The following is a 20,488-nucleotide window of genomic DNA, read 5'->3' as shown; positions in this document are numbered from 1 at the left end:
TCCGGGTCTCGCCGAGCGAAACGTGACGCAGAGATAAGTACTGGGATGTCGAGGCTCTCGACATGGCCGCCCGCTGGACCCGCCTGCGCGAGCAGGAGTTCTACTGGCTCTGGATTATCGCCACGGCGACCTACGGGGTCGGTGACACCGTCACCACCATCGCTATCGTCCAGTTCAGTCCGACGGTGCGCGAGGCGAACGTCCTGGTGCGTGCGGTGGTGGAGACGTTCGGGAACGGGGGGCTCGCTGGACTGAAGATCGCGGTACTGCTCTTCTGTATCGGCCTCAGTCTCGCGGCGCTCCGCGGGACCGAGGACCGTATCTCGTACTACGCCCCACCGGTGGTGCTGGCGGTGGTCGGCGCGTTCACGACGGTCTACAACCTCCGACTCCTGCTCGGCTGAGCGGGCTCGGCGCCCACCCAGGTGTCGTCCGGGTGTTCGTCCTCACCCTCGGCCCGCGCGTCGCCGGTTCCGTCCACGTCACCGGTCGGTGCCGTGGCCGAGTCGCCGGAGGGTCCCGACCCGCCGTCACGGCCCCGGTCGGCCGGCTCGGTCCCCGGCCGGGGGGTCGCGGGTGGCGGGTCGCGGCCGTCACGCGGCGTGGGGGTCGCCGTCGGGGTCGTCGTGCCGTCCGGCGTCTCGGTCGCCGGATTCGGGGCCGTCGTCCCATCCGGCGTCGGTGTGACCGTGGGTGTCGACACGGCCGTCGGCGTCGGGGGTTCCGTCACCCCGGGTGGTGGCGTGGCCGTGTCCGTCGGCGTTGGTGTCTCGGCGGGCGTCGCCGTCTCCGCAGGCCCCGGCTCCTCCGGTACCGGCCCGTCGCCGCCCCGGAAGCCCAGCCCCGCGCCGAGCAGCACCACCACCAGTAACAGGAGCACGAGCAGGACGCGTTTCTTGGTGAGTCTCATGTGGTTCCTCCACGGGCATCACGCACCAGACTTCGATCCGAGCGGGGGTGCCCGTCGTCCCTCACTCGGTGTGCTCCTCGTTCGAGCCGGAGAGCTCGACGGTCCCGCCTCCCTCGCTCCCCACGCTGCTGGGTTCGTTCACCACGGTGATGTCGAACGACGCGCGCTTCTCGTCCTGGACGAGTAGCGCACCGCCGGCGTCACGGACCTGCAGGAGCAGGCGGAGCGTCAGGGTGGTCTCCGTCTCGGTCTGGCCCTCCTCGCCGGAGTTCACCGAGTCGTTCGCCGGCGCGGCGAAGTCCTCGGCGGTCCAGACCGTCTCCGCAAGCAGGTCCACGTCCTCGAACGCGAACGTGCCGGTGGCGGCGTGGGCTGGCGTGATGGACTGGCCATCCACCGCCACCGTCTCCCACGTCCAGGTCTCCGGTTCGGTCTCGCCTTTCAGCCCCAGCTGGAGGTGGACGTCCGTGCCGGGGGTGTCGACGCCGTCGAACTGCCAGCTGCCGTCCACGTCGATGGCGACGCCGTCGATGGTGCCGTCGTCGGTCGTGATGCTGGCGTCCTCGACGGCGAACATCACCTGCGTGCCCGCGCTGGGTGCCGGGAGGGTGGCGAGGCCCGTCGCCGCGAGGCCCGTCGCTGCTAGCCCGCCGAGCACCGTCCGTCGGGTGAGTCGTGCGGTCATGATGTCACCTCACTGGGTGCACCCTCCACGTGCCTTGACGTCCACCTGCTGGCCGTCGACGAGGAGCTTCGCTGTCGGCGTGTCGAGGTCGGCGTATGTCCCGTGCGGGTCGTGGCCGTTCGGCCCGTCCGCGAGCGGGTAGCCGTAGTGGCCCGCGGGCGCCACGCCGTCGACCGACCCGTCGCCGCCGACACCTTGGATGGTGAAGGCGATGGGGGCGGTCCCGACCGGGTTGCGGTTGTCGACCCGCCACGCGCAGCTGCCGGTCGACCAGGTGAGGCCCAGTTCACCGACGTCGCCCTCGCCGAGCGGGTACTCGTTGACACCCTGTGCGTCTGCCTCGCCGGTCCCGGCGACGGAGCCGGTCGCCTCCTGGTTGTTCACGGTGACGTTGAACTGCGTCTCACGCGCTGGACCGTGGCCCGGCATCGCCGGGCCCCCGAGGTCGTCGAGCGCGTAGTTCGTCTGCCAGCCGAACTCGTGGACCTCCATCCAGAGGTAGGCGACGACGGGCGTGGTCTTCGACGTCCCGTCGGTCCCCGCGGTGAAGTCCGACAGGTCGTAGAAGTAGTACCCGTCGAACGGGAGCGACGCCCAGTCGAGGTCGAACGTCCCCGACGCGGCGGCCGGGTCGCCCTCGATGGGGATCTGCTGGGTCGAGACGGTGTAGCCCTGCGCGTGCGCGGAGCCGGGGCGGTGGGCGCTCAGCCCGATCCTGACCCCGCTCACGGGGCCGTCGATGCCGTCGAACTGCCAGGTCCCGCTGGCACGGAGCTTGATGTCGGTCAGCGTCCCGTCGTCGGTCGTCACTGTGTCCCCGTCGATCGTGAACTCGGGGATGCCGGCGCTCGCGCGGCCCGCGAAGGCACTCACGCCGAGACCGGTGCCGGCGCCCGCGACGGCGAGCAGGCCGACTGTCTTCAGCACGGTACGGCGGTCGAGTCGAGTGGTGGATTCTTGGGTCATGGTCCTTGTCCGTGTCGGGCGGTCGCCGCCCGACTACAGTCGGTCCTACGGGAGACGGAGGAATATTCATAAGTTACCTGAACTTTCTCGGCAGGCTGCCTCTCTCGCTCAGGGGTGCCCACAAGTCGGTCAGGATGGTCCAGAAAAGAGTGAAACAACTGCCAGAACGGCTTAACGGGTGGTTATCACCGCTCGATTCGGTTCCACGGGACAGGACTCTCGGTCAGATATATACGTGAGCGTCCCAGAAATCAGAGTGATCGAATTTCGGATATGACTCGACGAGACCGTGGACGGGGTGAGCTGTCGTCGGACGGTGGGGTGACACTCGACAGCCGGGTGTCCGACGAGCGGCGCAGCGGCCCGCCGTCGACGAACACGGTGTTCGAGCTGCTCGACAACCAGCGGCGGCGCGCGGTCGTCCACTACCTCCAGCAGCGTGGCCAGCCGGTGACGCTCCGTGAGCTCTCTCGACAGGTGGCCGCCTGGGAGAACCACGAACCGCTGGACGAGGTCACGCCGACCGAGCGCCACCGGGTGTACAACGCCCTCCAGCAACAGCACCTCCCCAAGATGGACCGGGCTGCCGTCGTCGAGTACGACCGCGACCGCGGCACGGTCGCCCCCACCTCGAAACTGGAGGACCTGCAGGTGTACCTCGAGGTGGTCCACAGTGACGACATCCCGTGGAGCACCTACTACCTGATGCTCGGGCTCCTCGGGGTGGTGGTCACGGCCGCCGTCGCCATCGGCGTGGTCGGCGGGGTGTCTGGTCTCGCGGTGGCCCTGGGACTCGCGGTGTCTCTGGTGGTCTCGGCGCTCGTCCACAGTTACCGGACTCGTCAGATGAGCCTCGGGGGCGCCGGCCCACCGCCGGAGCTCTCGCCGTAGCGGCGCTCCGTCACTCCGCCTGCAGCGCGTACTGGAGCACCGCCAGCGCCGAGCGGCCGTCGCGCAGGTCTCCCGCGAGGGCTCGGTCGCGCAGGTCGGTGAACGTCCGGGTGTCGACCCGGATGGACTCGTTGTGGTCGAGGTCCTGTTCGGCCGTCGGCTCGCAGCCGTGCGCGACGAAGTAGTGGAAGGTGACGTCGAACAGGCCGTTCGCCGGCTCGTAGACCGCGAGTTCCTCCACCGCGCCCGCCTCGTAGCCCGTCTCCTCGGCGAGTTCGCGGTGGACGGCCGCGGCCGGGTCCTCGTCGCCTTCGAGGCCGCCGGCCGGGAGGCCGAGGTTGACCCGGCGGACGGCCTGTCGCCACTCCTCGATGACGACCACGTCGCCGTCCGTGGTGAACGGGAGGACCACGACCGAGGGGTCGTCGGTGACGCTGTGGAACTCCCCCGTCGTCCCGTCGGGGAACCGGACCTCGTCGCGGCGCACGTCGAACCCCGGACAGGTGTAGTCCGTCTCGGAGTCGGTCGTCGTCCACGCGAGCGGATCGGTCTCGCCGTCGTCGTCGCGGTCACGCATGTGCCCGAGTGCGCCCCGCGCCCGATAAGCCGCTTCGGTCGCGGCGAGTCAGTCGTCGTCGGTCGCCACCGGGTCGACGTGTGGGGTCCGGTCCTCGACCTCTCCCTGGAGTTCGACGAGCTCGTCCTCGCTCTCGGCCACGCCAGTCGTGACGAGCAATCGGAGCGCCCGGCGCACCGAGATGTCCGTCTCGTGGACGTTGCTGCTCGGGACGATGATGAGCTGTCCGGCGGTCGGGTTCGGCGAGTGCGGGACGATGACGAACTCCGTCTCCTCGCCGGCCACCGCGTCGGCCTCACTCGGTCCGTCGCCGGTGACGAAGCCGAGCGAGAGCACGTCCAGTCGCGGGTACTCGACGAGGACGACCCGCTGGTAGCGCCCCTCGCCCGCCGAGAGCGCGTCGGAGACCTGCCGGACGCCCGTGTAGACGACGTTCACCAGTGGGACGAGCGAGAACAGGCGGTCGACCGTGTCGATCACGCGCTCGCCGCCCGACCGCTGGGCGAGGAAGCCGAGGAGCGTGATGACCGAGACGACGAGCAGCGCGGACAGCGCCTGCGCGACGAGCAGGTCGTTCGCCGCGACGGCCTGTATCTCGCTGGTCTGGACGATGGGGTCGAGCAGGCGCGTCAGGCGGGTGAAGACGAACTGCAGGACGAACACGGTGACCGCGAGCGGGGCGAGCAACACCAGCCCCGTCACCAGGCTGTTGCGCAACGCCGTCCGGGGTTCCATATCTCCCCCTCCGACCGCCCGGACATAAGCCCCCGTCCGACTCACCACGCCGACACGCACGAGCCACCCGTGAGCGGGGACGGACCCGTGCACCACCACGCCGACCGACCGGCAAGCGTGCTTGTGTTAGGTACATTGATGTTGGACTACCACGACCACCGGACGATGCGAGGGGTCCGATGGGACTGACCGCGGTGGCCGCGGTCGGACTCGCGTTCGCGCTCGACGCGACGGTCGAGGAGTTCCCCGGCCGCATCCACCCCGTCGCGCTGTTCGGCCGACTGGTCGCGCCGTTCGACCGGTCGTGGTCCCGACCCCGCACGGCCGGGTTGGTCGCCGCGCTCTGTCTCCCGCTGGGGTTCGCCGGTGTCGCCTACGCGCTGGTCGCGCTCGCGTCGGGCAGTGTGGTCCTGACCGCAATCGTCGCGGGTCTCGCGCTGTTCGCCACCACCAGCCGCCGGATGCTGGTCTCGGCCGCCCGCGAGGTGGTCGCGGCGAGCGAGACGGACCTCGACGCCGCCCGCGACTCCCTGCTCGCGCTCGCCGGGCGTGACGCGAGCGCCCTCTCGGCCGGCGAACTGCGGAGCGCGGCCGTCGAGAGTGCCGCCGAGAACCTCGCCGACGGGCTGGTCGCCCCGATTCTCGCCTTCGCGCTCGGTGCCCAGCTCTCGCTGGCACTGGGCGTCGCCGCCGCCGCGTGGGTGAAGGGCGTGAACACGCTCGATTCGATGCTCGGCTACCGCTCGAAACCGGTCGGCTGGGCCAGCGCCCGTCTCGACGACGCCGTGATGTGGCTCCCGGCGCGGCTGAGTGCCGTGCTGGTCGCGCTCGCCCGGCCCGCCCCGCGGGCACTCACGACGGCTCGCCGGTGGGCACGGACCCCGCCGTCACCGAACTCGGGGTGGCCGATGGCGACGCTCGCTGTCGCGATAGACGTCGAACTGACGAAACCGGGTGTCTACACGCTCAACCCGGACGCTGACCTGCCGACGCCCGAGCGGGCCCGACTCGGCGTGCGGACCGTCGCCGTCGCGGGGCTGCTCGCGTTCGCGCTGGCCGCCGTCGCGGTGGGGGTGCGACCGTGAGCGCGCCGGCCGCGCTCCGTGGCGCCGTCGGCTTCCTCACCCGGCTGCCGGTCGGCCACGACGAGGCCGGCTGGGAGGCGTTCCGCGCCGCACCGTGGACGTTCCCGGTCGTCGGCGCGCTCGTGGGCGTGCTCGTCGCACTGCCGCTCGCGCTCCCCGTCGGTGCGCCCACCGCGGCGCTCCTGTTCGTCCTCGCTGTCTACGGCGTCACCGGTATCAACCACCTCGACGGCGTGGCCGACCTCGGCGACGCGGCCGTCGTCCACGGGACGAGCGAGGACCGCCGCGACGTGCTGAAGGACACCACGGTCGGCGTGGGGGCGGTGCTCGCCGTCGCCCTCGTCGTCCTCGGACTCGGCACGGCGGGTCTCGCGCTCGCCGTGCTCCCGGTCGGGGCGCTCGCCCTCGTCGTCGCCGCGGAGGTGGGTGCGAAGACGGTGACGGCCCTGCTCGTCTGTCTCGGCGACGCCCCACACGAGGGGCTGGGGTCGGCGCTCACCGGCCCGAACGGGGACCGCGACGCGGGGCCGGTCCTCGCGCTCGCGCTCCCCGTCATCCTGCTGGGTCTCGGCGGCTCGACCACGCTCGACGCCGTCCTCGCGCTCCTCGTCACCCTCCTCGTGGCCGTGCTGACCGGCCTCCTCGTCTGGCGCTGGGCGCGCCCGAACCTCGGCGGTGTCAACGGCGACGTGCTCGGGGCGACCACGGAACTGGCGCGGGTCGCCGCGCTCCACGCGGGGGTGGTTGCGTGGACGCAGTTCTGATGTGCGGCGGCCGTGGCACCCGGCTGGACACGGACCGCGAGAAACCCCTGCTCGACGTGGGGGGCCGTCCGATGGTCGACCGGGTCCACGAGGCGCTGACCGCGAGTCGCGTCGAGTCCGTCCACGCCGTCACCTCCCCCGCGACGCCGCGGACCCGCGAGCACTGCCGCGAACGCGGCGTCCGGGTCCTCGACGCCCCCGGTGACGGCTACGTGGCCGACCTCTCGTGGGCGCTGGACCGACTCGCTCTCGGCGAGTCGCCCGTCCTGACGGTCGTCGCGGACCTGCCACTCCTCGACGCCGAGGTGGTCGACGCGGTCCTCGACACCCACGAGGGCGGCTCGCTGACGGTCTGTGTCCCCGTCGCGCTGAAGCGACGCCTCGGCGTGCGCGTCGATTCGACGCTTCCCGACCGCGACCTCGCGCCGACCGGGCTGAACGTGGTCGCACCCGATTCCGACGACGAACCCATGACACTCGACGACCCCCGACTGGCGGTGAACGTGAACCGACTCCGAGACGCGATGGTGGCGGAGGCCCTGCTGTGACCGACGCGCGCTTCGCGCTGGTCGTCGGCACCACCGAGACGGCCACCATCGACGGCATCAGCGCCGCGGGCGCGGCCCCCGAGGTGATGCGCTACACACCGGTGGCCGACGCGGAACTCCTGTACTACGGCCGGCCGACGCGGTCGCCCGCCGTCCCGGTCAGCCCAACGGGCTGTCCCACACCGGCGCTGGTGACCCGCGCGGTCCGGGAACTGGTCGGCTTCGACCCGCTCGTGGTGGAGGCGGGGCTGGCCGAGTCCACCGGGGCACCGACGCTCTCGGTCGGACCGACACCCGGCCGCGACGTGCGCGACCCCGAGGCCGTTCCGGACGCGCCTGCCATCGTCGAGCGCGCCCGCGAGGTGGGCCGGTCGCTCCACGACGCCGAACTGGTGGTCGGCGAGAGCGTCCCCGGCGGGACCACGACGGCACTCGGCGTCTTCGAGGCGCTCGGGGTCGCCGACTCGGTCTCCTCCTCGCTCCCGGAGAACCCGCTCTCGCTGAAGCGCCGCGTGGTCGAGGAGTCGCTGGCCGCGAGCGGCGCCGAGGCGGGGAGCCTCGCCGGCCGACCGGTCGAGGCGGTGCGTGCCACGGGGGACCCGGTGCTGGCGGCCGTCTTCGGCCTCGCGGAGGGCGCGCTCGCCACCGACACCGCGGTGACGCTCGCCGGCGGCACCCAGATGCTCGCCGTCGCCGCCCTGCTCCGGCACGGCGGCTACGGTGGAGACCTGACCGTGGCGACCACGCCGTTCGTGGCTGCGGACGACTCGGCGGCGACCCGTGAGACGGCCGCGGCACTCGACGTCGACCTCGTCGTCACCGACCCCGGCTTCGAGTCGAGCGACCACGTCGCGGCCGAGCGCTTCCTGCACGGCGAGGCCAAGGAGGGCGCCGGGATGGGCGGGGCGCTCGCCCTCGCCGACCGCGAGGGGGTGCCGATGGCGGCCGTCCGCGACCGCCTGTTCGAGCGGTACGACGCGCTCCTCGGGGGTGAGGACGGTGCGCCGTGAGACCGTCGCGTCAGTCGAGCGGGTCCCCCACGGGAGCAGCGACGACCCCGCAGTCCTCGACTTCAGCGCGAACACGAACCCGCTCGTCCCCGAGGGGATCGAACGGGTCTACCGCGAGGCGTTCGACGCGTCGCGACGCTACGCACCGGAACCGCCCGCAGCGTACGCGGCGGCCGCCGCGGCGTACGTCGACTGCGACCCCGCGCAGGTCATCCCGACGCCGGGCGGACTGGCGGCCATCCGCCGCGCTGTCGAACTCGCCGTGAGCGAGGGCGACACCGCGCTCGTCCCGGCCCCGAGTTTCGGGGAGTACGCCCGCGAGGTGCGCTTGCAGGGCGGCACGCCGGAGTTCGTCCCCGCGACCGACCTCCTCGACGCCGACCCGAGCGGCCACGCCCTCGCGGTCGTCTGCAACCCGAACAACCCGACCGGGGCGGCCTACGACGACGACGCGCTCCACGCGTTCGCGGCCCGCTGTCGGGACGCGGGGACACTCCTGCTCGTCGACGAGGCGTTCCTCGGGTTCACCGACCGGCCCTCGCTGGCTGGCACCGAGGGGGTGGTGGTCGCCCGCTCGCTCACCAAACTGTTCGGCCTCCCCGGCATCCGGACGGGGTTCGCCGTCGCCACCGGCGAGTGGCACGACGCGCTCGCCACCGCCCGCCGGCCGTGGAACGTGAGCGTCCCCGCGCTCCGGACCGGCGCGTTCTGCATGCGACGGGAGGGGTTCGTCGCGGAGACGCGCGAACGGGTCGCCGAGGAACGGGAACGGCTCCGCGAGGCGCTCTCCGAGTGGTTCGCGGTCCACGATTCGGCCGCCCCGTTCCTCCTGCTCGACGTGGGCGACCGGGACCCGGCGGCGCTCTGCGAGGCGGCGCTCGCCGAAGGGGTGGCGCTGCGCGACGCCACGACCTTCCGGGGGCTCGACTCGCACGTCCGCGTCGCGGTCCGACTCCCCGAGGAGCACGACCGGCTGCTGGCCGTGCTGGAGGCTATCGATGCGTGAGCCGTTCACCGCGACGGTCCGGGAGGGGGTCCTCCGGGTCCGACAGCCCGGTGCCCGCTGGCTCTCGACGGGGTGGGACGGGGGCTACGAGCGGGCCGACGCGGCCTACAACGTCACCGTCCCGGAGGGGTGGGAACGGACGGACCTCACCGCGTACGCCGCCGAGCGACGACGGGAGGCGGGGTTCGACGACGGTGGGCCGACGTTGCTGACCGGCGTCGAACTGCAGCACGCCCGCGGCGCGCGACTCGGGCCGGTGGTGGCCTACGCCACCGCGGGCGTGTCGAACCCGGCGGCGCTCCCGCTGCCCGACGGCGGGACGGCGACCGCTCCCCGACCCGGGACGGTCAACCTCGTGGTCGGGACGACCCGGGCGCTCGCCGAGGGGACGCTCGCCACCCTGCTCGGGGCTGTCGTCGAGGCGAAGACGGCCACGCTCGTCGCCGAGACGGGTTTTACGGGGACGACGAGCGACGCCGTCGTCGTCGGCTGTGCCCCGGCCGGCGAGCGGGTAACGTTCGCGGGGAGTGCGACCGAGGTGGGGGCGGCCGCCCGGGCCTGTGTCCGCGAGGCGGTGCGGGCGAGTCTCGACTCGCGGTACGCCGAGCGCGAGCGCCCCGAGTCGGTCGCCGCGGCGGAGTACGGCGTCGTCACCGACGAGCGCGCAACGGTGTTCACGCCGGAGGTGTCAGAGCCGTGAAGGGGGTCGTGCTCGCCGGTACGGCCTCCGGCGTCGGGAAGACGGTGGCGACGCTCGCCACGGTTCGGGCGCTCGAACGGGCGGGCCACGCCGTCCAGCCGGCGAAGGCCGGGCCGGACTTCATCGACCCCAGCCACCACGCCGCCGTCGCCGGCCGACCGTCGCGGACGCTCGACCCGTGGCTCCAGGGGGAGACCGGCCTCCACCGGAACTATCACCGCGGCGAGGGCGACGTCTGCGTCGTCGAGGGGGCCATGGGGCTGTACGACGGCGACACGAGCACGGCCGTCGTCGCCGAGGCGCTCTCGCTCCCGGTCGTCCTCGTCGTCGACGCGAGTGCCGGGATGGAGAGCGTGGCCGCCAGCGCGCTCGGGTTCCGGGAGTACGCCGACCACGCCGACCGCGACATCGACGTGGTCGGCGTCCTCGCCGCGCGGGCTCACGGCGGACGCCACGAGCGGGGTATCCGCGAGGCGCTCCCCGACGGACTGGCGTATCTCGGTCGCGTCCCGCCGTTAGACGGCCTCTCGATACCGGAGCGCCACCTCGGCCTCCACCTGGGGAGCGAGTCGCCGGTCGACCCCGGGGCGCTGGACGAGGCCGCCGCAGAGATCCGTGTCGACCGACTGCTGGACGTGGCGCGCGAACCGCCTCGTTCCGACGCGGAACGGGAACCGCAGGCGCGAGTCGACCGGACGGTCGCCGTCGCCCGCGACGACGCGTTCGCGTTCTGCTACCCGGCGACCCTCGAACGGCTCCGCGAGCGGGCCACCGTCGCGGTGTTCTCGCCCGTCGCGGGCGACCCACTCCCCGACTGCGACGCGGTCTACCTCCCCGGTGGCTACCCGGAGCGCCACGCTGCGACGCTGGCTTCCGCCCCGGCACTCGACGACGTGGCCGGGGCGGCCGCAGACGGGACCCCCGTCCTCGGCGAGTGTGGCGGGCTGATGGCGCTGGCCGAGTCGCTCACCACCGCCGACGGCGAGAGACACGCGATGGCGGGTGTCCTGCCCGCCGACGTGCGGATGCACGAGCGGTACCGGGCGCTCGACCACGTGGAACTCAGGGCGCGCGAGTCGACGCTGACCGCCAGCGAGGGGGCGACCCTCCGGGGCCACGAGTTCCACTACTCGTCGGCCGAGGCCGCCGGTGACGCCCGGTTCGCGTTCGACACCGTCCGCGGCACCGGACTCGACAGCGACCACGACGGCCTCACCGAGCACCGCACGCTGGGGACGTACTGTCACGTCCACCCCGAGAGCGGCGCGTTCGACCGCTTCGTGGACGCGCTCTGAGCACCGAGACCGACCACACCCACCACACCATGACCGACGACACCGACACGCACGACGGACCGACTGCCGACCAGCACGCGAACACGCCCGGCCGCGGGGTCACCCCCGAGGCCCGCACCATCGAACCCGCCGCACCCGAGGCGTTCGGCCTCGTCCAGGTCTGGTGGGGCGACGGTAAGGGCAAGACCACCGCCGCGATGGGGATGGGCTTCCGCGCGGCCGGGCAGGGCTACCGCGTCCACATGCTGCAGTTCATGAAGGGCGGCGCGGCGAGCGTCGAGGACACCCGCGGGGAGTACAACGCCATCGCCGCGATGCCCGGCTTCAGCTACGAGAACTCGGGACACTACGGCTGGCACGGCCTGCTCGACGGCTCGGACGACGACGAACACCACGCCCGAGCGCAGGGCGGCCTCGAACGCGCTCGCGACCTCCTCGAGGGGGCGCACGAGGCAGACCTGACCGCGCCGCTGGACCCGGACGGCCCGGCCGACGAGGGCGTCCATATGCTGATACTGGACGAGATCCTGTACGCCGCGAACCGGGGGCTCGTCGCGCCCGCGGACGTGGTCGACCTCGTCGAGTCGAAGCCCTCCCCCCTCGAACTCGTCCTCACCGGGGGGCACGAGCGGCCCGAGTACGTGACCGACATCGCGGACCTCGTCACGAACGTCCGCAAGGAGACGCATCCCATCGACGACGGCCAGCGCGCCCGGAAGGGGACGGAGTACTGAACGATGGAGGCCGAGACGGACGACGCCGACCGCGCACGGACCCTCCTCGTCGCGGGCACCGCGAGCCACGTCGGCAAGAGCACGGTCGTCGCCGGGCTCTGCCGGCTGCTGGCCGACCGCGGCGTCTCGGTCGCCCCGTTCAAGGCCCAGAACATGAGTAACAACGCCCGCGCCGTGCGCCGGCCCGACGGCGACTGGGGCGAGGTTGGCGTCTCGCAGTACGTGCAGGCCCGCGCCGCTCGCGTCACCCCGACGACGGACCACAACCCGGTCCTCCTGAAACCGCGGGGCGACGGCGAGAGCCAGCTCGTGCTCGACGGTGAGGCCGTCGGGCACGTCGAGGCCGGGCACTACTACGACGAGCACTGGGCACGCGCCCGCGAGACGGCGCGGGCGGCCCACGCACGACTGGCCGCGCGACACGACGTCGTCGTGGCCGAGGGTGCGGGGAGCATCGCGGAGACGAACCTCCACGACCGCGACCTGGCGAACGTGGAGACGGCTCGCTTCTCGGACGCGAAGGTCCTCCTCCTCGGCGACATCGAGCGCGGTGGGGTGTTCGCCAGCCTCTACGGGACCCTCGACCTGATGCCCGACGACGTCCGCGAGCGGGTGGTCGGCACCTGCATCACGAAGTTCCGGGGTGACGCCTCGCTCCTCGAGTCGGGCACCGCCGACCTCGAATCACGAACGGGGGTCCCCGTCCTCGGTGTCCTCCCGTACGACGACCCCGGCCTGCCGGAGGAGGACAGCGTCTCGCTCCCGGACGAGGGTGGGGCCGCGACGTTCGGCGACGCGGACGGTGTCGACGACGCCCGGACGGTGACCGTCGTCGTCCCGCGGCTCGCCCGGGTCTCGAACGTCACCGACCTCGAACCGCTGGCGGCGGTCCCGGGGGTACGGGTCGTGTACCGTCCACCGGACGCGTCGCTCGACGGCGCGGATGCCGTGGTCCTCCCCGGCACCAAGAACACCGTCGACGACCTGCTGGCGCTCCGGGCGGCGGGGTTCGGCGGGCGACTCGCCGCGTTCGACGGCCCGGTCGTCGGGCTGTGTGGCGGCTACCAGATGCTCGGCGAGCGGCTTGAGAACGCCGCGCTGGAGGGGACCGGCGAGACGGCGACCGTCGAGGGGTTCGGCCTGCTCCCGGTCGTCACGCGCTTCTCCCCCGAGAAGCGTGTCGAGCAGGCGACCGTCGAGGTGTGCGGGACCGGTCCCATCGACGGGGCGAGCGGGACCGCCACGGGCTACGAGATACACGCGGGCCGGACCGAACTCGTGGGTGAGGTGGCCCGGCCCCTCGGCCCGGAGAGCGCCGCCTGCGGTGACGTGCTGGGGACGTACCTCCACGGCCTGTTCGAGAACCGGGCGGTGAGGGAGGCGTTCGTCGACGGGCTCTACCGGCGGACCGGACGCGAGCGTCCGTCGGTCGACGAGGAGACGGCCGACCCGTACGCCGTGGCGGCCGCGCTCTGTCGCGAGGCACCGGGGCTCCTCGACTACCTCGAGACGCTGTCCTGAGTAGCGGGGTCGCTCGCGCTCACGGGGAACGCCCGGTCGACCTGCCGGCGTGTCTCCGTGATGGTCCCGGAGTTGTCGACCCGGACGTTGTCGCGTTCGACCGGCTCGAACTCGCCTTTCAGTTGCTCGTAGACGGCCACGTCGGCGTCGCTGGCGTCGCCCTCGCGCGCGGCGATGCGCTCGCGGACCACGCTGTCGGCACACTCGACGTGGACGAAGCGGAACGCCGCGCCGTGGTCGTCGGCCACGGCCGCGACTCGGCGGCGGCGCGGCTGCTCGCGGAAGGTCGCGTCCAGCACCACGCTCTCGCCGGCGGCCAGCCGTTCTGCGGCGCGGTCACGGAGCGTCCGGTAGACCGCCTCCGTCTCGGAGGCGGCGTAGGTCGGGTCGGAGAACAGTTCCTTGCGGAGCACGTCCGAGCGGAGTCGGGTCGCGCCGAGCCGCTCGGCGACGGCCCCCGAGACGGTGGTCTTGCCCACGCCCGGCAGGCCGGCGACGGCGACGAGTCGCTGCATCTACCGGCCGTGGTCGCGCTCACCCCAAAGAACTCTCGGAAGCCGAACGGTTCGCGTCGACCGACAGTCCCGCTCGGCTACTCGCCGACGTCGAGCCCCTTCATCGCGGCCTCGAGTTCGGCGACGTGGTCGTCGAACGCCGTGACGAACCCCTCGAACCCGCCGGCGTACTCGCGGACCGACTCGGCGGAGGGAGGACCGTACTGCGAGAGGAGGTAGGTCCCGCCCTCGCCGCCGACGCGGAGGTACGAGGCCCGGTCGGCCTCCCACTTGAGTTCCCAGCGGGTACCGTCGACGCGCGCGGTGTACGAGCCGTAGTCGGTCCCCTCGTAGCGGTGGAGTTCGCCCGCCATCCGGTCTGCGGTGGCGCGCATCGCCGCGACGATGCGGTCGCGTTCGGCGACCACCTCGGCGGTCGACGCCGGTGCGGGGAACTCGCTGGGCACGTCGTCGAGCAGGCCCTCGTAGCCCGCGACCCACTCGTCCCACGCGTCGACGAACGCCTCGTAGTCCGCGAGCGCCGTCGCCAGCGCCTCGGGCTCGGGTGCCTGCTTGGTCGAGACGACGTAGACGTCGGTCTTCGCGCCCTCGAACCGGAGGAACTCGAGGTCGCCCGCCTCGTGTTTCAGCGTCCACGTCCCGTCGTCGGTGCGGAACGCCTCGCGGCCGTAGTCCCCACCCTGCAGGCGGGCGAGGTCACGGGCCAACTGCCCAGCGTGGTCGCGAACGGCGGCGACGAAATCGTCGCGCCGGCCGACCACGTCGTCCGCCGACGCCGCCTCGAACGGGATCTCTGTCACGTCCGGAGGTGGGTCGCCACCGGGGGTAAACGTTCGGAGTGCGAGCGGAGTGAACGTAGACGGCCTCCGGTGTGTGGTGGGCTCGACGGGGGTGGCAACCGCGGTGCCCGTCGACGAGTCGGGACGACACTCGTCCCTCGAGTCGTCGCTCACTCGCTCACCGTCGCTCCCGGAACCGGTGCGGTGGAGAACAGCGTCCGCACGACCAGCGCCAGGGCGACAGCACTGAGCACGGCACAACCGACGAACACGGCGTCGAACCCGACCCGTGACGCTGCGGGGAGGGCGACTATCGGCCCCAGAATCGAGCCCAGGTCGCCGAAGACGTTGTACGCGCCACCGAGTTTCGCGACGTCGCCCGGCGGACTGATGTCGCCGAGATACGCCTTGAGGACCGGGCCGACCGCACCCCCACCGGCCGCGGCGACGATGCCACCGGCCACGATGCCGGTCACCGTCGGCACAGCCGCGACGGTCACGAACCCGACGGCCATCACACAGAGCGAGGGGAGGACGAGGGTGAGTCGGTCGTCGAACGGGTCGGAGTACCGTCCGGCCACCAGCGTCGACCCGGCCGCGGCGAGGGTGACGAGTGCGAGCAGGAAACCGGTGACGCCCATGTCACCGAGGCCGCCGAGTTCGAGACCGAGCTCGGCGGTGAACACCACGACGGTCGTCAGGAAGGCCCGGCTGAGGAACGACAGGATACCGTTGACCGTTCCGATGGCCGCGAGGCGACGGTCGGCCCGGACGAGCGCGGGTATCTTGCGGATGTCGCCGTTCCGGTCGACCGCCGGTGAACGGTCGGGGACGATCGCGACGATGACCGGGACCGAGGTGAGGCTGAGCACGCCACCGAGCAGGAACATCTCGCGGAGGCCGTACACGTCCCCGACGACACCGCCGACGACCAGTCCGATGGGGAATCCGAGGCCGTACGACCCGAGCATGTACCCCAGCCACCGACCGCGGTTCTCGGGCGTCGTGATGTCCGTTATCATCGCGTAGCCGCCCACGAGCACCAGCGCGGAGCCGAGGCCAGTTGCGCCCTGTGCGATGACGAACACGACCGCCGGATCCACGGGGATGGCTCCCGGGTCCATCCCGAGCGCGTACCCGAAGGGGGAGACGCCCAACAGGAGGAACCCGACGACGAGCGGCCGGCGAGTCCCGACCCGGTCGAGCAGGCTTCCGACTGGTGCGTTGCTCAGGAGGCGGGCGCCGTCGGCCGTGGCCACGATGAGGCCGACGACCGCCGGCGAGAGCCCGAGGACGAGTTCGAGTCGGGGGAGCGCAGGGAAGGTGATGCCGCCGGCCACGCTGGGCAGGAAGATGCCGACGACGAAGCTCCCGGCGACAGCCCCCACGCCCGGCTCCCCTCGTTCACCCCGCTCCAGCATCGTCCCCCTGTTCAGAATATCGTGGGAAAAATGTTCCTCCGGTGATGGAATCGTATCAGCCACCGCTCGGGGGCGAGTCCGGCGTGTCGACCGCCGAACACGGGTGTTCCCTCCCGGGTTTCGGTCAGTCCTGTCCGGCCACGCTCTGACGGAGTGCCGGCGACGTCCCGACACGCGAGTACTCCGTGACGACGACGAAGCCGACGGCCCAGAGAACGGCCGCGGTCCCCCAGACGACGCCCGTCGAACTCGCTTGTGCCGGGAATGCGATGGACAGCACGCCGTAGTACGAGACCGGGATGGCGGCGATCCAGGCGGCGACGCGCCACCCTCGCATCCCTATCGCGGCGAGGAAGCCGTAGGCGAGCGGGACCAGTCCGAACTGCGCCATCACCGTGTAGTGGCCGGCCGCAGCGTGTGGGTCGCCCGACCCGAGCTGGAGGCTCACTTGGTCGACTGCGAACGCGAGCATGGGGATGGCCGCGACGACCACCAGCGCCAGCATCGCGGGGCTGTAGGACTGCCCCCGGTCCAGTAGCTCCCGGCCAGCGGGGTGGAGAACCGTCGCGAGTCCGACGAGCAGGAGGAACGGAACGATAGAGCCGAGCGATTCGCCGACGCCGACCGTGATTCCCGCGGCGACGACGATACTGAGGAAGGCCCCGAGCATCGACGCGACCTGTCGTGTCGGTCTGTACGCTTGGACGAACACGCCGAGGAGCGTCGTGAGTATCGTGAGTGCGATGGCCATCACGTGCAGCCGATGGATGCCGAGTTCCGCCCCCACGGGTTCGGTCCAGCCCACGACGAGCAGACTGAACAACTCCCCCAGCGCGACCACCGCGAAGCCGATCGTCGCGAGGACGACCAGTCCGAACCCTGCGAGCCGTGCTTTTCCGAACGTCGAGAGGTCGGAAACGGTCGATACGTCCATAATCCCGCCCATCGTGCTGCCCGTGCCTGTCGTTTCGGAACTCATGGTGTACGTCATCATCCATCACACGTCGGACAATTATAGTTCAGCTATATGATACTATAGTGGGTGTTCTGACACGTTCGCGGAGGTCAGTTCCGCCGGGGGAGTGGCGGACCCGGATTTATACACTCCTCCGGTGATGAGTGGGGCATGACCGTCGACGAGAGCGCGGCGTCGGGGCTCTCACCGGACGAGGCGTTCGCCCTCGTCGCCGACGAGACGCGGCTGGGGATTCTGCGGACACTCGCGGAGGCGGGCGAACCGCTCGCGTTCTCCACGCTGTTCGAGCGCAGCGAGTACGACACACGGTCGAACTTCAGTTACCACCTCGAGAAACTCGAGGGGCACTTCATCAGTCGGGCTGACGGGGGCTACGCCCTCCGGCAGACGGGACGCCGAATCGTCGAGGCGGTCGTCTCGGGGACGGTGACCGATGACCCAGTGGTCGAGCGGGCGCCATCGGACCGGCCGTGTCCCATCTGTTCGGCACCGATCGAGGTGAGCTACCAGCAAGAACGCGTAGAGATGTACTGTTCGGAGTGCCCCGGTATCGTCAGACAGGAGGCCTCTGGAGAGCAGTTCGACGCCGAGTTCGGCACACTCGGTCACATCTACCTCCCCCCGGCGGGTGTCCAGGGTCGGACTCCGGCCGAAATGCACTACGCCGCGGAGGTCTGGTCGAATCTGGAACTTCTGGGGTTGAGCACGGGTGTCTGTCCGCGCTGTTCCGGTACCATCGAACACTCGCTGAGGGTTTGTGAGGACCACGACGCTTCCGGGGGCTTCTGCGACGCCTGCGACCGACGATACGCGGTCCTCTTCGAGGTAGAGTGCGCGACCTGCCACTACGAGACGAGCGGCATCGCCGTCATCGGTCTGCTGGCGAAGACTGAACTGCTGTCGTTCGTCACCGACCACGACGCCAATCCGCTCGTGCCAGAGACCCACAACGTGGAGCCGGGCGCGCTGGCGAACTACGAGGAGGATGTCCAGTCGCTCGACCCGCTCCGGGTGGCCATCACGTTCACCATCAAGGGGGATTCGCTCACGTTGACGATAGACGAGGCCATGTCAGTCGTCGACGTCACCAGAGCACGGCGGGTCGATTCCGCCTGACCCCGCTGGACGTGGCCGCTCGACCGGGCATGGGGTCGCCCGCACCGGCGCCGAAGTAGCCGGGCAGACCACACTTTTCTTCTGAGGGTGAAACCGGCGTCGTAGTCACCCAAAACGGTAGATGGTCCCGCCCACAGCTCTCTGTCGTGTCCCGAAGCCCTCTCACCGTCGCCGGTCGGTTCCTGTCCGGACTGGTCGCGGCACTCGTCCTGACGGCTCGTCTCGCCGGCCGTGCGTTCGGCTGGCTCGGCACGGCCGCCCGCTCGCTCGCCCGCAGTACCGTCCGATGGCTCGGCTGGTTACGGGCGTCTCTCGCCGACCTCGCTGGTCCCACCCGCCGACACGTCGTCGGCCCGGTCAGGGTGGGCCTCCTCGGTCGTCGCCCGGGCGTCTCGCTGCTCGCGGTCCTGCTCGCGCCCGTCCTCGCGCTGGCCGTCGCGTGGGCGCTCTCGGGCGTCGGCTTCGACGCCGTCCGCGAGGCCGTCGTCGGCACGTGGACCGGGCGCGACCCCACGCTGGTCGTCCTGCTCGCCGCCGCCGCGCTCGTCGCGCTCGGAGCCGCCAGCAGCGCCGTCAACTCCGGGCTCCTCCCGACGACACTGCTCGTCTCCGCACCGGTGTTCGGCGCCGGCCTGCTGCGCTACGGCACCGAACCGACCGTGCTCTCACTCGGACCCGTCGTCTCGCTGCCGGAAGCGGTCGGTGTCGCCACGCTCCTCGCCGTCGCGTTCGGCGTCCCGCTCGCGTGCGGTGGCTTCCTGCTCGGTGCCGCGCTCAGGCGCGTCTTCCGCGTGTTCGAAGGCGGCCGAGAGCCGCTGTCCGGTCACGAGGCCTGAGGCGAGCGTCGCCTCAGGCCGCTCCCGCGTCCTCGGCATCCTCGTCCGAGTCGTCCTCGGACTCGACCGGCCTGAGGACCGAGAGGTTCAAGCCGGGGACGACGTCGGGCACCGCCGAGTACTCGAGCATGATCGTCTCGCCGTCGGGTCGGACGAGCGGGAACTCACCCTCCTCCCCGTCCGAGCTGCGGAACTGTCGCCAGGCCGTCTCGAAGTCGAACTCCGGCGGTGCGAAGTCGATGGCCGTCCGCCCTAGCAACTCCTCGCGCGGGACGCCGAACAGGTCACACGCCGCGTCGTTGACGTCCACGTACCGGCCCACCTCGTCGGCGAGCAACATCGCGTCCGACGAGCGGTCGAACACCGCCCGGAACTTCCGTGCCTCCCCCGACAGTTCCCGCCGCCTCCGGTAGTGCTCGACGGCGTGGTCGATGCGATTCCAGAGCAGTTCGAGGCGTTCGGCCTCGCCCTTCTGGAGGTAGTCGGTCACCCCCCGCTCGATGGCCCGGCTCGCCACCTCCTCGCTCCCCTGCCCCGTGAACAGGATGAACGGGACCTCCGGGTTCGTCTCGCGGACCCGCTCGAGGAACTCGATGCCGTCCATGTCGGGCATCCGGTAGTCACTCACGATACAGTCGAACTGCTCCTGCTCGAGCAGCTCGAGCGCCTCGGCCGCCGACGTCACGGACCGGACGGCACAGTCCGCGCCGTGACGTTCGAGGTAGATCCGCACCAGATCACGCACCATCGCCTCGTCGTCGACGTGGAGGACGTGGACACCCCTCTCTTTCGCGCCGAACGAGTGACTCGGCGGCTCGTCGAGCATACACGTCATACCACGCCATACCGAATAACGCTGCTGTTGCTCTTCTAACGCCTGATTTCGAGACTTTCAGATTTGCCGACGCTCACCTCTCCGGGTCGTCACGGTGCCGCGCGCCTCGAGGTGCCAGTCCCGTCACCCTCCAGTGAGGACCCGTCCGAGGCGACGAGGGTATCCACCACTCCTTCGGCTCCCGGAGCCACCGCATCTGCAGGAGGTGCTCACCCCCGACGCTGTCGAGCACCTCCATCCGCTGCCTGTGGAGGCGTTCAGCGAACGCGGCATCCAGTTCCCCCCGGCCTACCCTCAGGACCCAGAGATACGGGATGCCACCTCTTTCAGCGGGACGAACCGCTCGAGTTCGACCCTGACGTCTCCGAGCGACCCGAAGGCGCTCGCGGAGGAGGGGGCGGTGAACGCTGCGACGACAGTCATCGGCGGCGACTCGAGGACGTGGACTGGTAAACTGTGCGGTGGTGTGATGCCGTGTCTCGACCCTGAGTGGCGACTGCACGCCACGGGACTGGTCACTCCGCGTTCCACAGGGCTCGCGGTTACCCACGGAGAGAGGGTCGACCCGGATACCAGCTGTCGA

Annotated in this window: 24 protein-coding genes; 13 read left to right on the top strand and 11 right to left on the bottom strand. The window is 71.3% G+C overall.

The annotated features are described in order from the left end of the window. Positions 1-62: 62 nt before the first annotated feature. Positions 63-404: a DUF5658 family protein gene (locus tag N0B31_RS11670; RefSeq protein ID WP_260591804.1), complete on the top strand. Its 342-nt coding sequence runs from the start codon at positions 63-65 to the stop codon at positions 402-404. Here the strand turns inward: N0B31_RS11670 and N0B31_RS11665 are convergent. The 3 genes from N0B31_RS11665 to N0B31_RS11655 all read right to left on the bottom strand — a co-directional run bounded on the left by N0B31_RS11665 (position 377) and on the right by N0B31_RS11655 (position 2,561). Beyond that, the gene (locus N0B31_RS11665) at positions 377-910 is read right to left on the bottom strand and encodes a hypothetical protein (protein WP_260591803.1); all 534 of its coding nucleotides are present in this window, start codon (positions 908-910) and stop codon (positions 377-379) included. The genes N0B31_RS11670 and N0B31_RS11665 overlap by 28 nt on opposite strands. Before the next feature lie 61 nt (positions 911-971). Then, positions 972-1,595 carry a hypothetical protein gene (locus N0B31_RS11660; RefSeq protein ID WP_260591802.1) on the bottom strand — a complete coding sequence of 208 codons (624 nt, stop codon included), beginning with the start codon at positions 1,593-1,595 and terminating at the stop codon, positions 972-974. 9 nt (positions 1,596-1,604) lie between these two features. Beyond that, positions 1,605-2,561, bottom strand: coding sequence for a hypothetical protein (locus tag N0B31_RS11655; RefSeq protein ID WP_260591801.1), 957 nt, complete (start codon positions 2,559-2,561; stop codon positions 1,605-1,607). A 321-nt stretch (positions 2,562-2,882) separates the two neighbouring features. On the opposite strand from N0B31_RS11655, the gene N0B31_RS11650 reads away from it, so the two are divergent. Continuing rightward, entirely contained in the window at positions 2,883-3,452 is a 570-nt protein-coding gene (locus tag N0B31_RS11650) for a DUF7344 domain-containing protein (protein WP_260591800.1), read from the top strand. A gap of 10 nt (positions 3,453-3,462) precedes the next feature. Here N0B31_RS11650 and N0B31_RS11645 read toward each other — a convergent pair whose 3' ends face one another. Both N0B31_RS11645 and N0B31_RS11640 read right to left on the bottom strand, forming a co-directional pair. Next, positions 3,463-4,029 carry an NUDIX hydrolase gene (locus N0B31_RS11645; RefSeq protein WP_260591799.1) on the bottom strand — a complete coding sequence of 189 codons (567 nt, stop codon included), beginning with the start codon at positions 4,027-4,029 and terminating at the stop codon, positions 3,463-3,465. A 48-nt stretch (positions 4,030-4,077) separates the two neighbouring features. Continuing rightward, positions 4,078-4,764 carry a DUF502 domain-containing protein gene (locus tag N0B31_RS11640; RefSeq protein WP_260591798.1) on the bottom strand — a complete coding sequence of 229 codons (687 nt, stop codon included), beginning with the start codon at positions 4,762-4,764 and terminating at the stop codon, positions 4,078-4,080. Between the two features lie 179 nt (positions 4,765-4,943). Between N0B31_RS11640 and cbiB the strand changes: the two genes are divergently transcribed. From cbiB to N0B31_RS11595, 9 genes are read left to right on the top strand one after another with little or no spacing between them, the layout of a single operon-like run. After that, positions 4,944-5,849 carry an adenosylcobinamide-phosphate synthase CbiB gene (gene cbiB / locus N0B31_RS11635; RefSeq protein ID WP_260591797.1) on the top strand — a complete coding sequence of 302 codons (906 nt, stop codon included), beginning with the start codon at positions 4,944-4,946 and terminating at the stop codon, positions 5,847-5,849. Next, on the top strand, positions 5,846-6,613 hold the full coding sequence (gene cobS / locus N0B31_RS11630; protein WP_260591796.1) for an adenosylcobinamide-GDP ribazoletransferase: 768 nt from the start codon (positions 5,846-5,848) through the stop codon (positions 6,611-6,613). Before cbiB ends, cobS begins: the two co-directional genes overlap by 4 nt. Beyond that, positions 6,613-7,161, top strand: coding sequence for an NTP transferase domain-containing protein (locus tag N0B31_RS11625; protein ID WP_260643978.1), 549 nt, complete (start codon positions 6,613-6,615; stop codon positions 7,159-7,161). Before cobS ends, N0B31_RS11625 begins: the two co-directional genes overlap by 1 nt. After that, positions 7,158-8,171, top strand: a complete 1,014-nt coding sequence (gene cobT, locus N0B31_RS11620) for a nicotinate mononucleotide-dependent phosphoribosyltransferase CobT (RefSeq protein WP_260591795.1) — start codon at positions 7,158-7,160, stop codon at positions 8,169-8,171. The genes N0B31_RS11625 and cobT overlap by 4 nt, the downstream gene beginning before the upstream one ends. After that, positions 8,161-9,177: an aminotransferase class I/II-fold pyridoxal phosphate-dependent enzyme gene (locus N0B31_RS11615; protein ID WP_260591794.1), complete on the top strand. Its 1,017-nt coding sequence runs from the start codon at positions 8,161-8,163 to the stop codon at positions 9,175-9,177. Before cobT ends, N0B31_RS11615 begins: the two co-directional genes overlap by 11 nt. Beyond that, positions 9,170-9,877, top strand: coding sequence for an adenosylcobinamide amidohydrolase (locus N0B31_RS11610; RefSeq protein ID WP_260591793.1), 708 nt, complete (start codon positions 9,170-9,172; stop codon positions 9,875-9,877). The genes N0B31_RS11615 and N0B31_RS11610 overlap by 8 nt, the downstream gene beginning before the upstream one ends. Beyond that, positions 9,874-11,172: a cobyrinic acid a,c-diamide synthase gene (locus N0B31_RS11605; RefSeq protein WP_260591792.1), complete on the top strand. Its 1,299-nt coding sequence runs from the start codon at positions 9,874-9,876 to the stop codon at positions 11,170-11,172. The genes N0B31_RS11610 and N0B31_RS11605 overlap by 4 nt, the downstream gene beginning before the upstream one ends. A gap of 29 nt (positions 11,173-11,201) precedes the next feature. Continuing rightward, on the top strand, positions 11,202-11,906 hold the full coding sequence (locus tag N0B31_RS11600; RefSeq protein ID WP_260591791.1) for a cob(I)yrinic acid a,c-diamide adenosyltransferase: 705 nt from the start codon (positions 11,202-11,204) through the stop codon (positions 11,904-11,906). Positions 11,907-11,909: 3 nt separating this feature from the next. Then, positions 11,910-13,427, top strand: a complete 1,518-nt coding sequence (locus N0B31_RS11595) for a cobyric acid synthase (RefSeq protein ID WP_260591790.1) — start codon at positions 11,910-11,912, stop codon at positions 13,425-13,427. Here the strand turns inward: N0B31_RS11595 and N0B31_RS11590 are convergent. The 4 genes from N0B31_RS11590 to N0B31_RS11575 form a co-directional block, all read right to left on the bottom strand. Further along, positions 13,406-13,942 carry a P-loop nucleotide/nucleoside kinase family protein gene (locus N0B31_RS11590; protein ID WP_260591789.1) on the bottom strand — a complete coding sequence of 179 codons (537 nt, stop codon included), beginning with the start codon at positions 13,940-13,942 and terminating at the stop codon, positions 13,406-13,408. The genes N0B31_RS11595 and N0B31_RS11590 overlap by 22 nt on opposite strands. A 77-nt stretch (positions 13,943-14,019) precedes the next feature. Beyond that, entirely contained in the window at positions 14,020-14,742 is a 723-nt protein-coding gene (locus tag N0B31_RS11585; RefSeq protein ID WP_260591788.1) for a profilin-fold protein, read from the bottom strand. A 149-nt stretch (positions 14,743-14,891) separates the two neighbouring features. After that, complete coding sequence (locus N0B31_RS11580; RefSeq protein ID WP_260591787.1) at positions 14,892-16,142, bottom strand: MFS transporter; 1,251 nt, start codon at positions 16,140-16,142, stop codon at positions 14,892-14,894. Between the two features lie 124 nt (positions 16,143-16,266). Further along, positions 16,267-17,121: a hypothetical protein gene (locus tag N0B31_RS11575; RefSeq protein WP_260591786.1), complete on the bottom strand. Its 855-nt coding sequence runs from the start codon at positions 17,119-17,121 to the stop codon at positions 16,267-16,269. 147 nt (positions 17,122-17,268) lie between these two features. On the opposite strand from N0B31_RS11575, the gene N0B31_RS11570 reads away from it, so the two are divergent. After that, complete coding sequence (locus N0B31_RS11570) at positions 17,269-18,234, top strand: winged helix-turn-helix domain-containing protein (protein ID WP_260591785.1); 966 nt, start codon at positions 17,269-17,271, stop codon at positions 18,232-18,234. 146 nt (positions 18,235-18,380) lie between these two features. Beyond that, the gene (locus N0B31_RS11565; protein ID WP_260591784.1) at positions 18,381-19,070 is read left to right on the top strand and encodes a DUF8071 domain-containing protein; all 690 of its coding nucleotides are present in this window, start codon (positions 18,381-18,383) and stop codon (positions 19,068-19,070) included. Between the two features lie 13 nt (positions 19,071-19,083). On the opposite strand, the gene N0B31_RS11560 is transcribed toward N0B31_RS11565, so the two are convergent. Then, entirely contained in the window at positions 19,084-19,896 is an 813-nt protein-coding gene (locus N0B31_RS11560) for a response regulator (protein ID WP_260591783.1), read from the bottom strand. Between the two features lie 303 nt (positions 19,897-20,199). Then, on the bottom strand, positions 20,200-20,328 hold the full coding sequence (locus tag N0B31_RS11555) for a hypothetical protein (protein WP_260591782.1): 129 nt from the start codon (positions 20,326-20,328) through the stop codon (positions 20,200-20,202). Positions 20,329-20,488: the final 160 nt, after the last annotated feature.

Origin of the sequence: Salinirubellus salinus (assembly GCF_025231485.1) — an archaeon.
In the GTDB taxonomy this organism is placed as follows: domain Archaea; phylum Halobacteriota; class Halobacteria; order Halobacteriales; family Haloarculaceae; genus Salinirubellus; species Salinirubellus salinus.
This window is presented reverse-complemented; position numbering and strand designations above follow the sequence as displayed.

Excerpts from the sequence above, each read along its gene's own strand:
- N0B31_RS11670 (WP_260591804.1), top strand. The coding sequence starts at position 63 with ATGGCCGCCCGCTGGACCCGCCTGCGCGAGCAGGAGTTCTACTGGCTC.
- N0B31_RS11665 (WP_260591803.1), bottom strand. The coding sequence starts at position 910 with ATGAGACTCACCAAGAAACGCGTCCTGCTCGTGCTCCTGTTACTGGTG.
- N0B31_RS11660 (WP_260591802.1), bottom strand. The coding sequence starts at position 1,595 with ATGACCGCACGACTCACCCGACGGACGGTGCTCGGCGGGCTAGCAGCG.
- N0B31_RS11655 (WP_260591801.1), bottom strand. The coding sequence starts at position 2,561 with ATGACCCAAGAATCCACCACTCGACTCGACCGCCGTACCGTGCTGAAG.
- N0B31_RS11645 (WP_260591799.1), bottom strand. The coding sequence starts at position 4,029 with ATGCGTGACCGCGACGACGACGGCGAGACCGATCCGCTCGCGTGGACG.
- N0B31_RS11640 (WP_260591798.1), bottom strand. The coding sequence starts at position 4,764 with ATGGAACCCCGGACGGCGTTGCGCAACAGCCTGGTGACGGGGCTGGTG.
- cbiB (WP_260591797.1), top strand. The coding sequence starts at position 4,944 with ATGGGACTGACCGCGGTGGCCGCGGTCGGACTCGCGTTCGCGCTCGAC.
- N0B31_RS11625 (WP_260643978.1), top strand. The coding sequence starts at position 6,613 with ATGTGCGGCGGCCGTGGCACCCGGCTGGACACGGACCGCGAGAAACCC.
- N0B31_RS11610 (WP_260591793.1), top strand. The coding sequence starts at position 9,170 with ATGCGTGAGCCGTTCACCGCGACGGTCCGGGAGGGGGTCCTCCGGGTC.
- N0B31_RS11600 (WP_260591791.1), top strand. The coding sequence starts at position 11,202 with ATGACCGACGACACCGACACGCACGACGGACCGACTGCCGACCAGCAC.
- N0B31_RS11595 (WP_260591790.1), top strand. The coding sequence starts at position 11,910 with ATGGAGGCCGAGACGGACGACGCCGACCGCGCACGGACCCTCCTCGTC.
- N0B31_RS11590 (WP_260591789.1), bottom strand. The coding sequence starts at position 13,942 with ATGCAGCGACTCGTCGCCGTCGCCGGCCTGCCGGGCGTGGGCAAGACC.
- N0B31_RS11580 (WP_260591787.1), bottom strand. The coding sequence starts at position 16,142 with ATGCTGGAGCGGGGTGAACGAGGGGAGCCGGGCGTGGGGGCTGTCGCC.
- N0B31_RS11575 (WP_260591786.1), bottom strand. The coding sequence starts at position 17,121 with ATGAGTTCCGAAACGACAGGCACGGGCAGCACGATGGGCGGGATTATG.
- N0B31_RS11570 (WP_260591785.1), top strand. The coding sequence starts at position 17,269 with ATGACCGTCGACGAGAGCGCGGCGTCGGGGCTCTCACCGGACGAGGCG.
- N0B31_RS11560 (WP_260591783.1), bottom strand. The coding sequence starts at position 19,896 with ATGCTCGACGAGCCGCCGAGTCACTCGTTCGGCGCGAAAGAGAGGGGT.
- N0B31_RS11555 (WP_260591782.1), bottom strand. The coding sequence starts at position 20,328 with ATGACTGTCGTCGCAGCGTTCACCGCCCCCTCCTCCGCGAGCGCCTTC.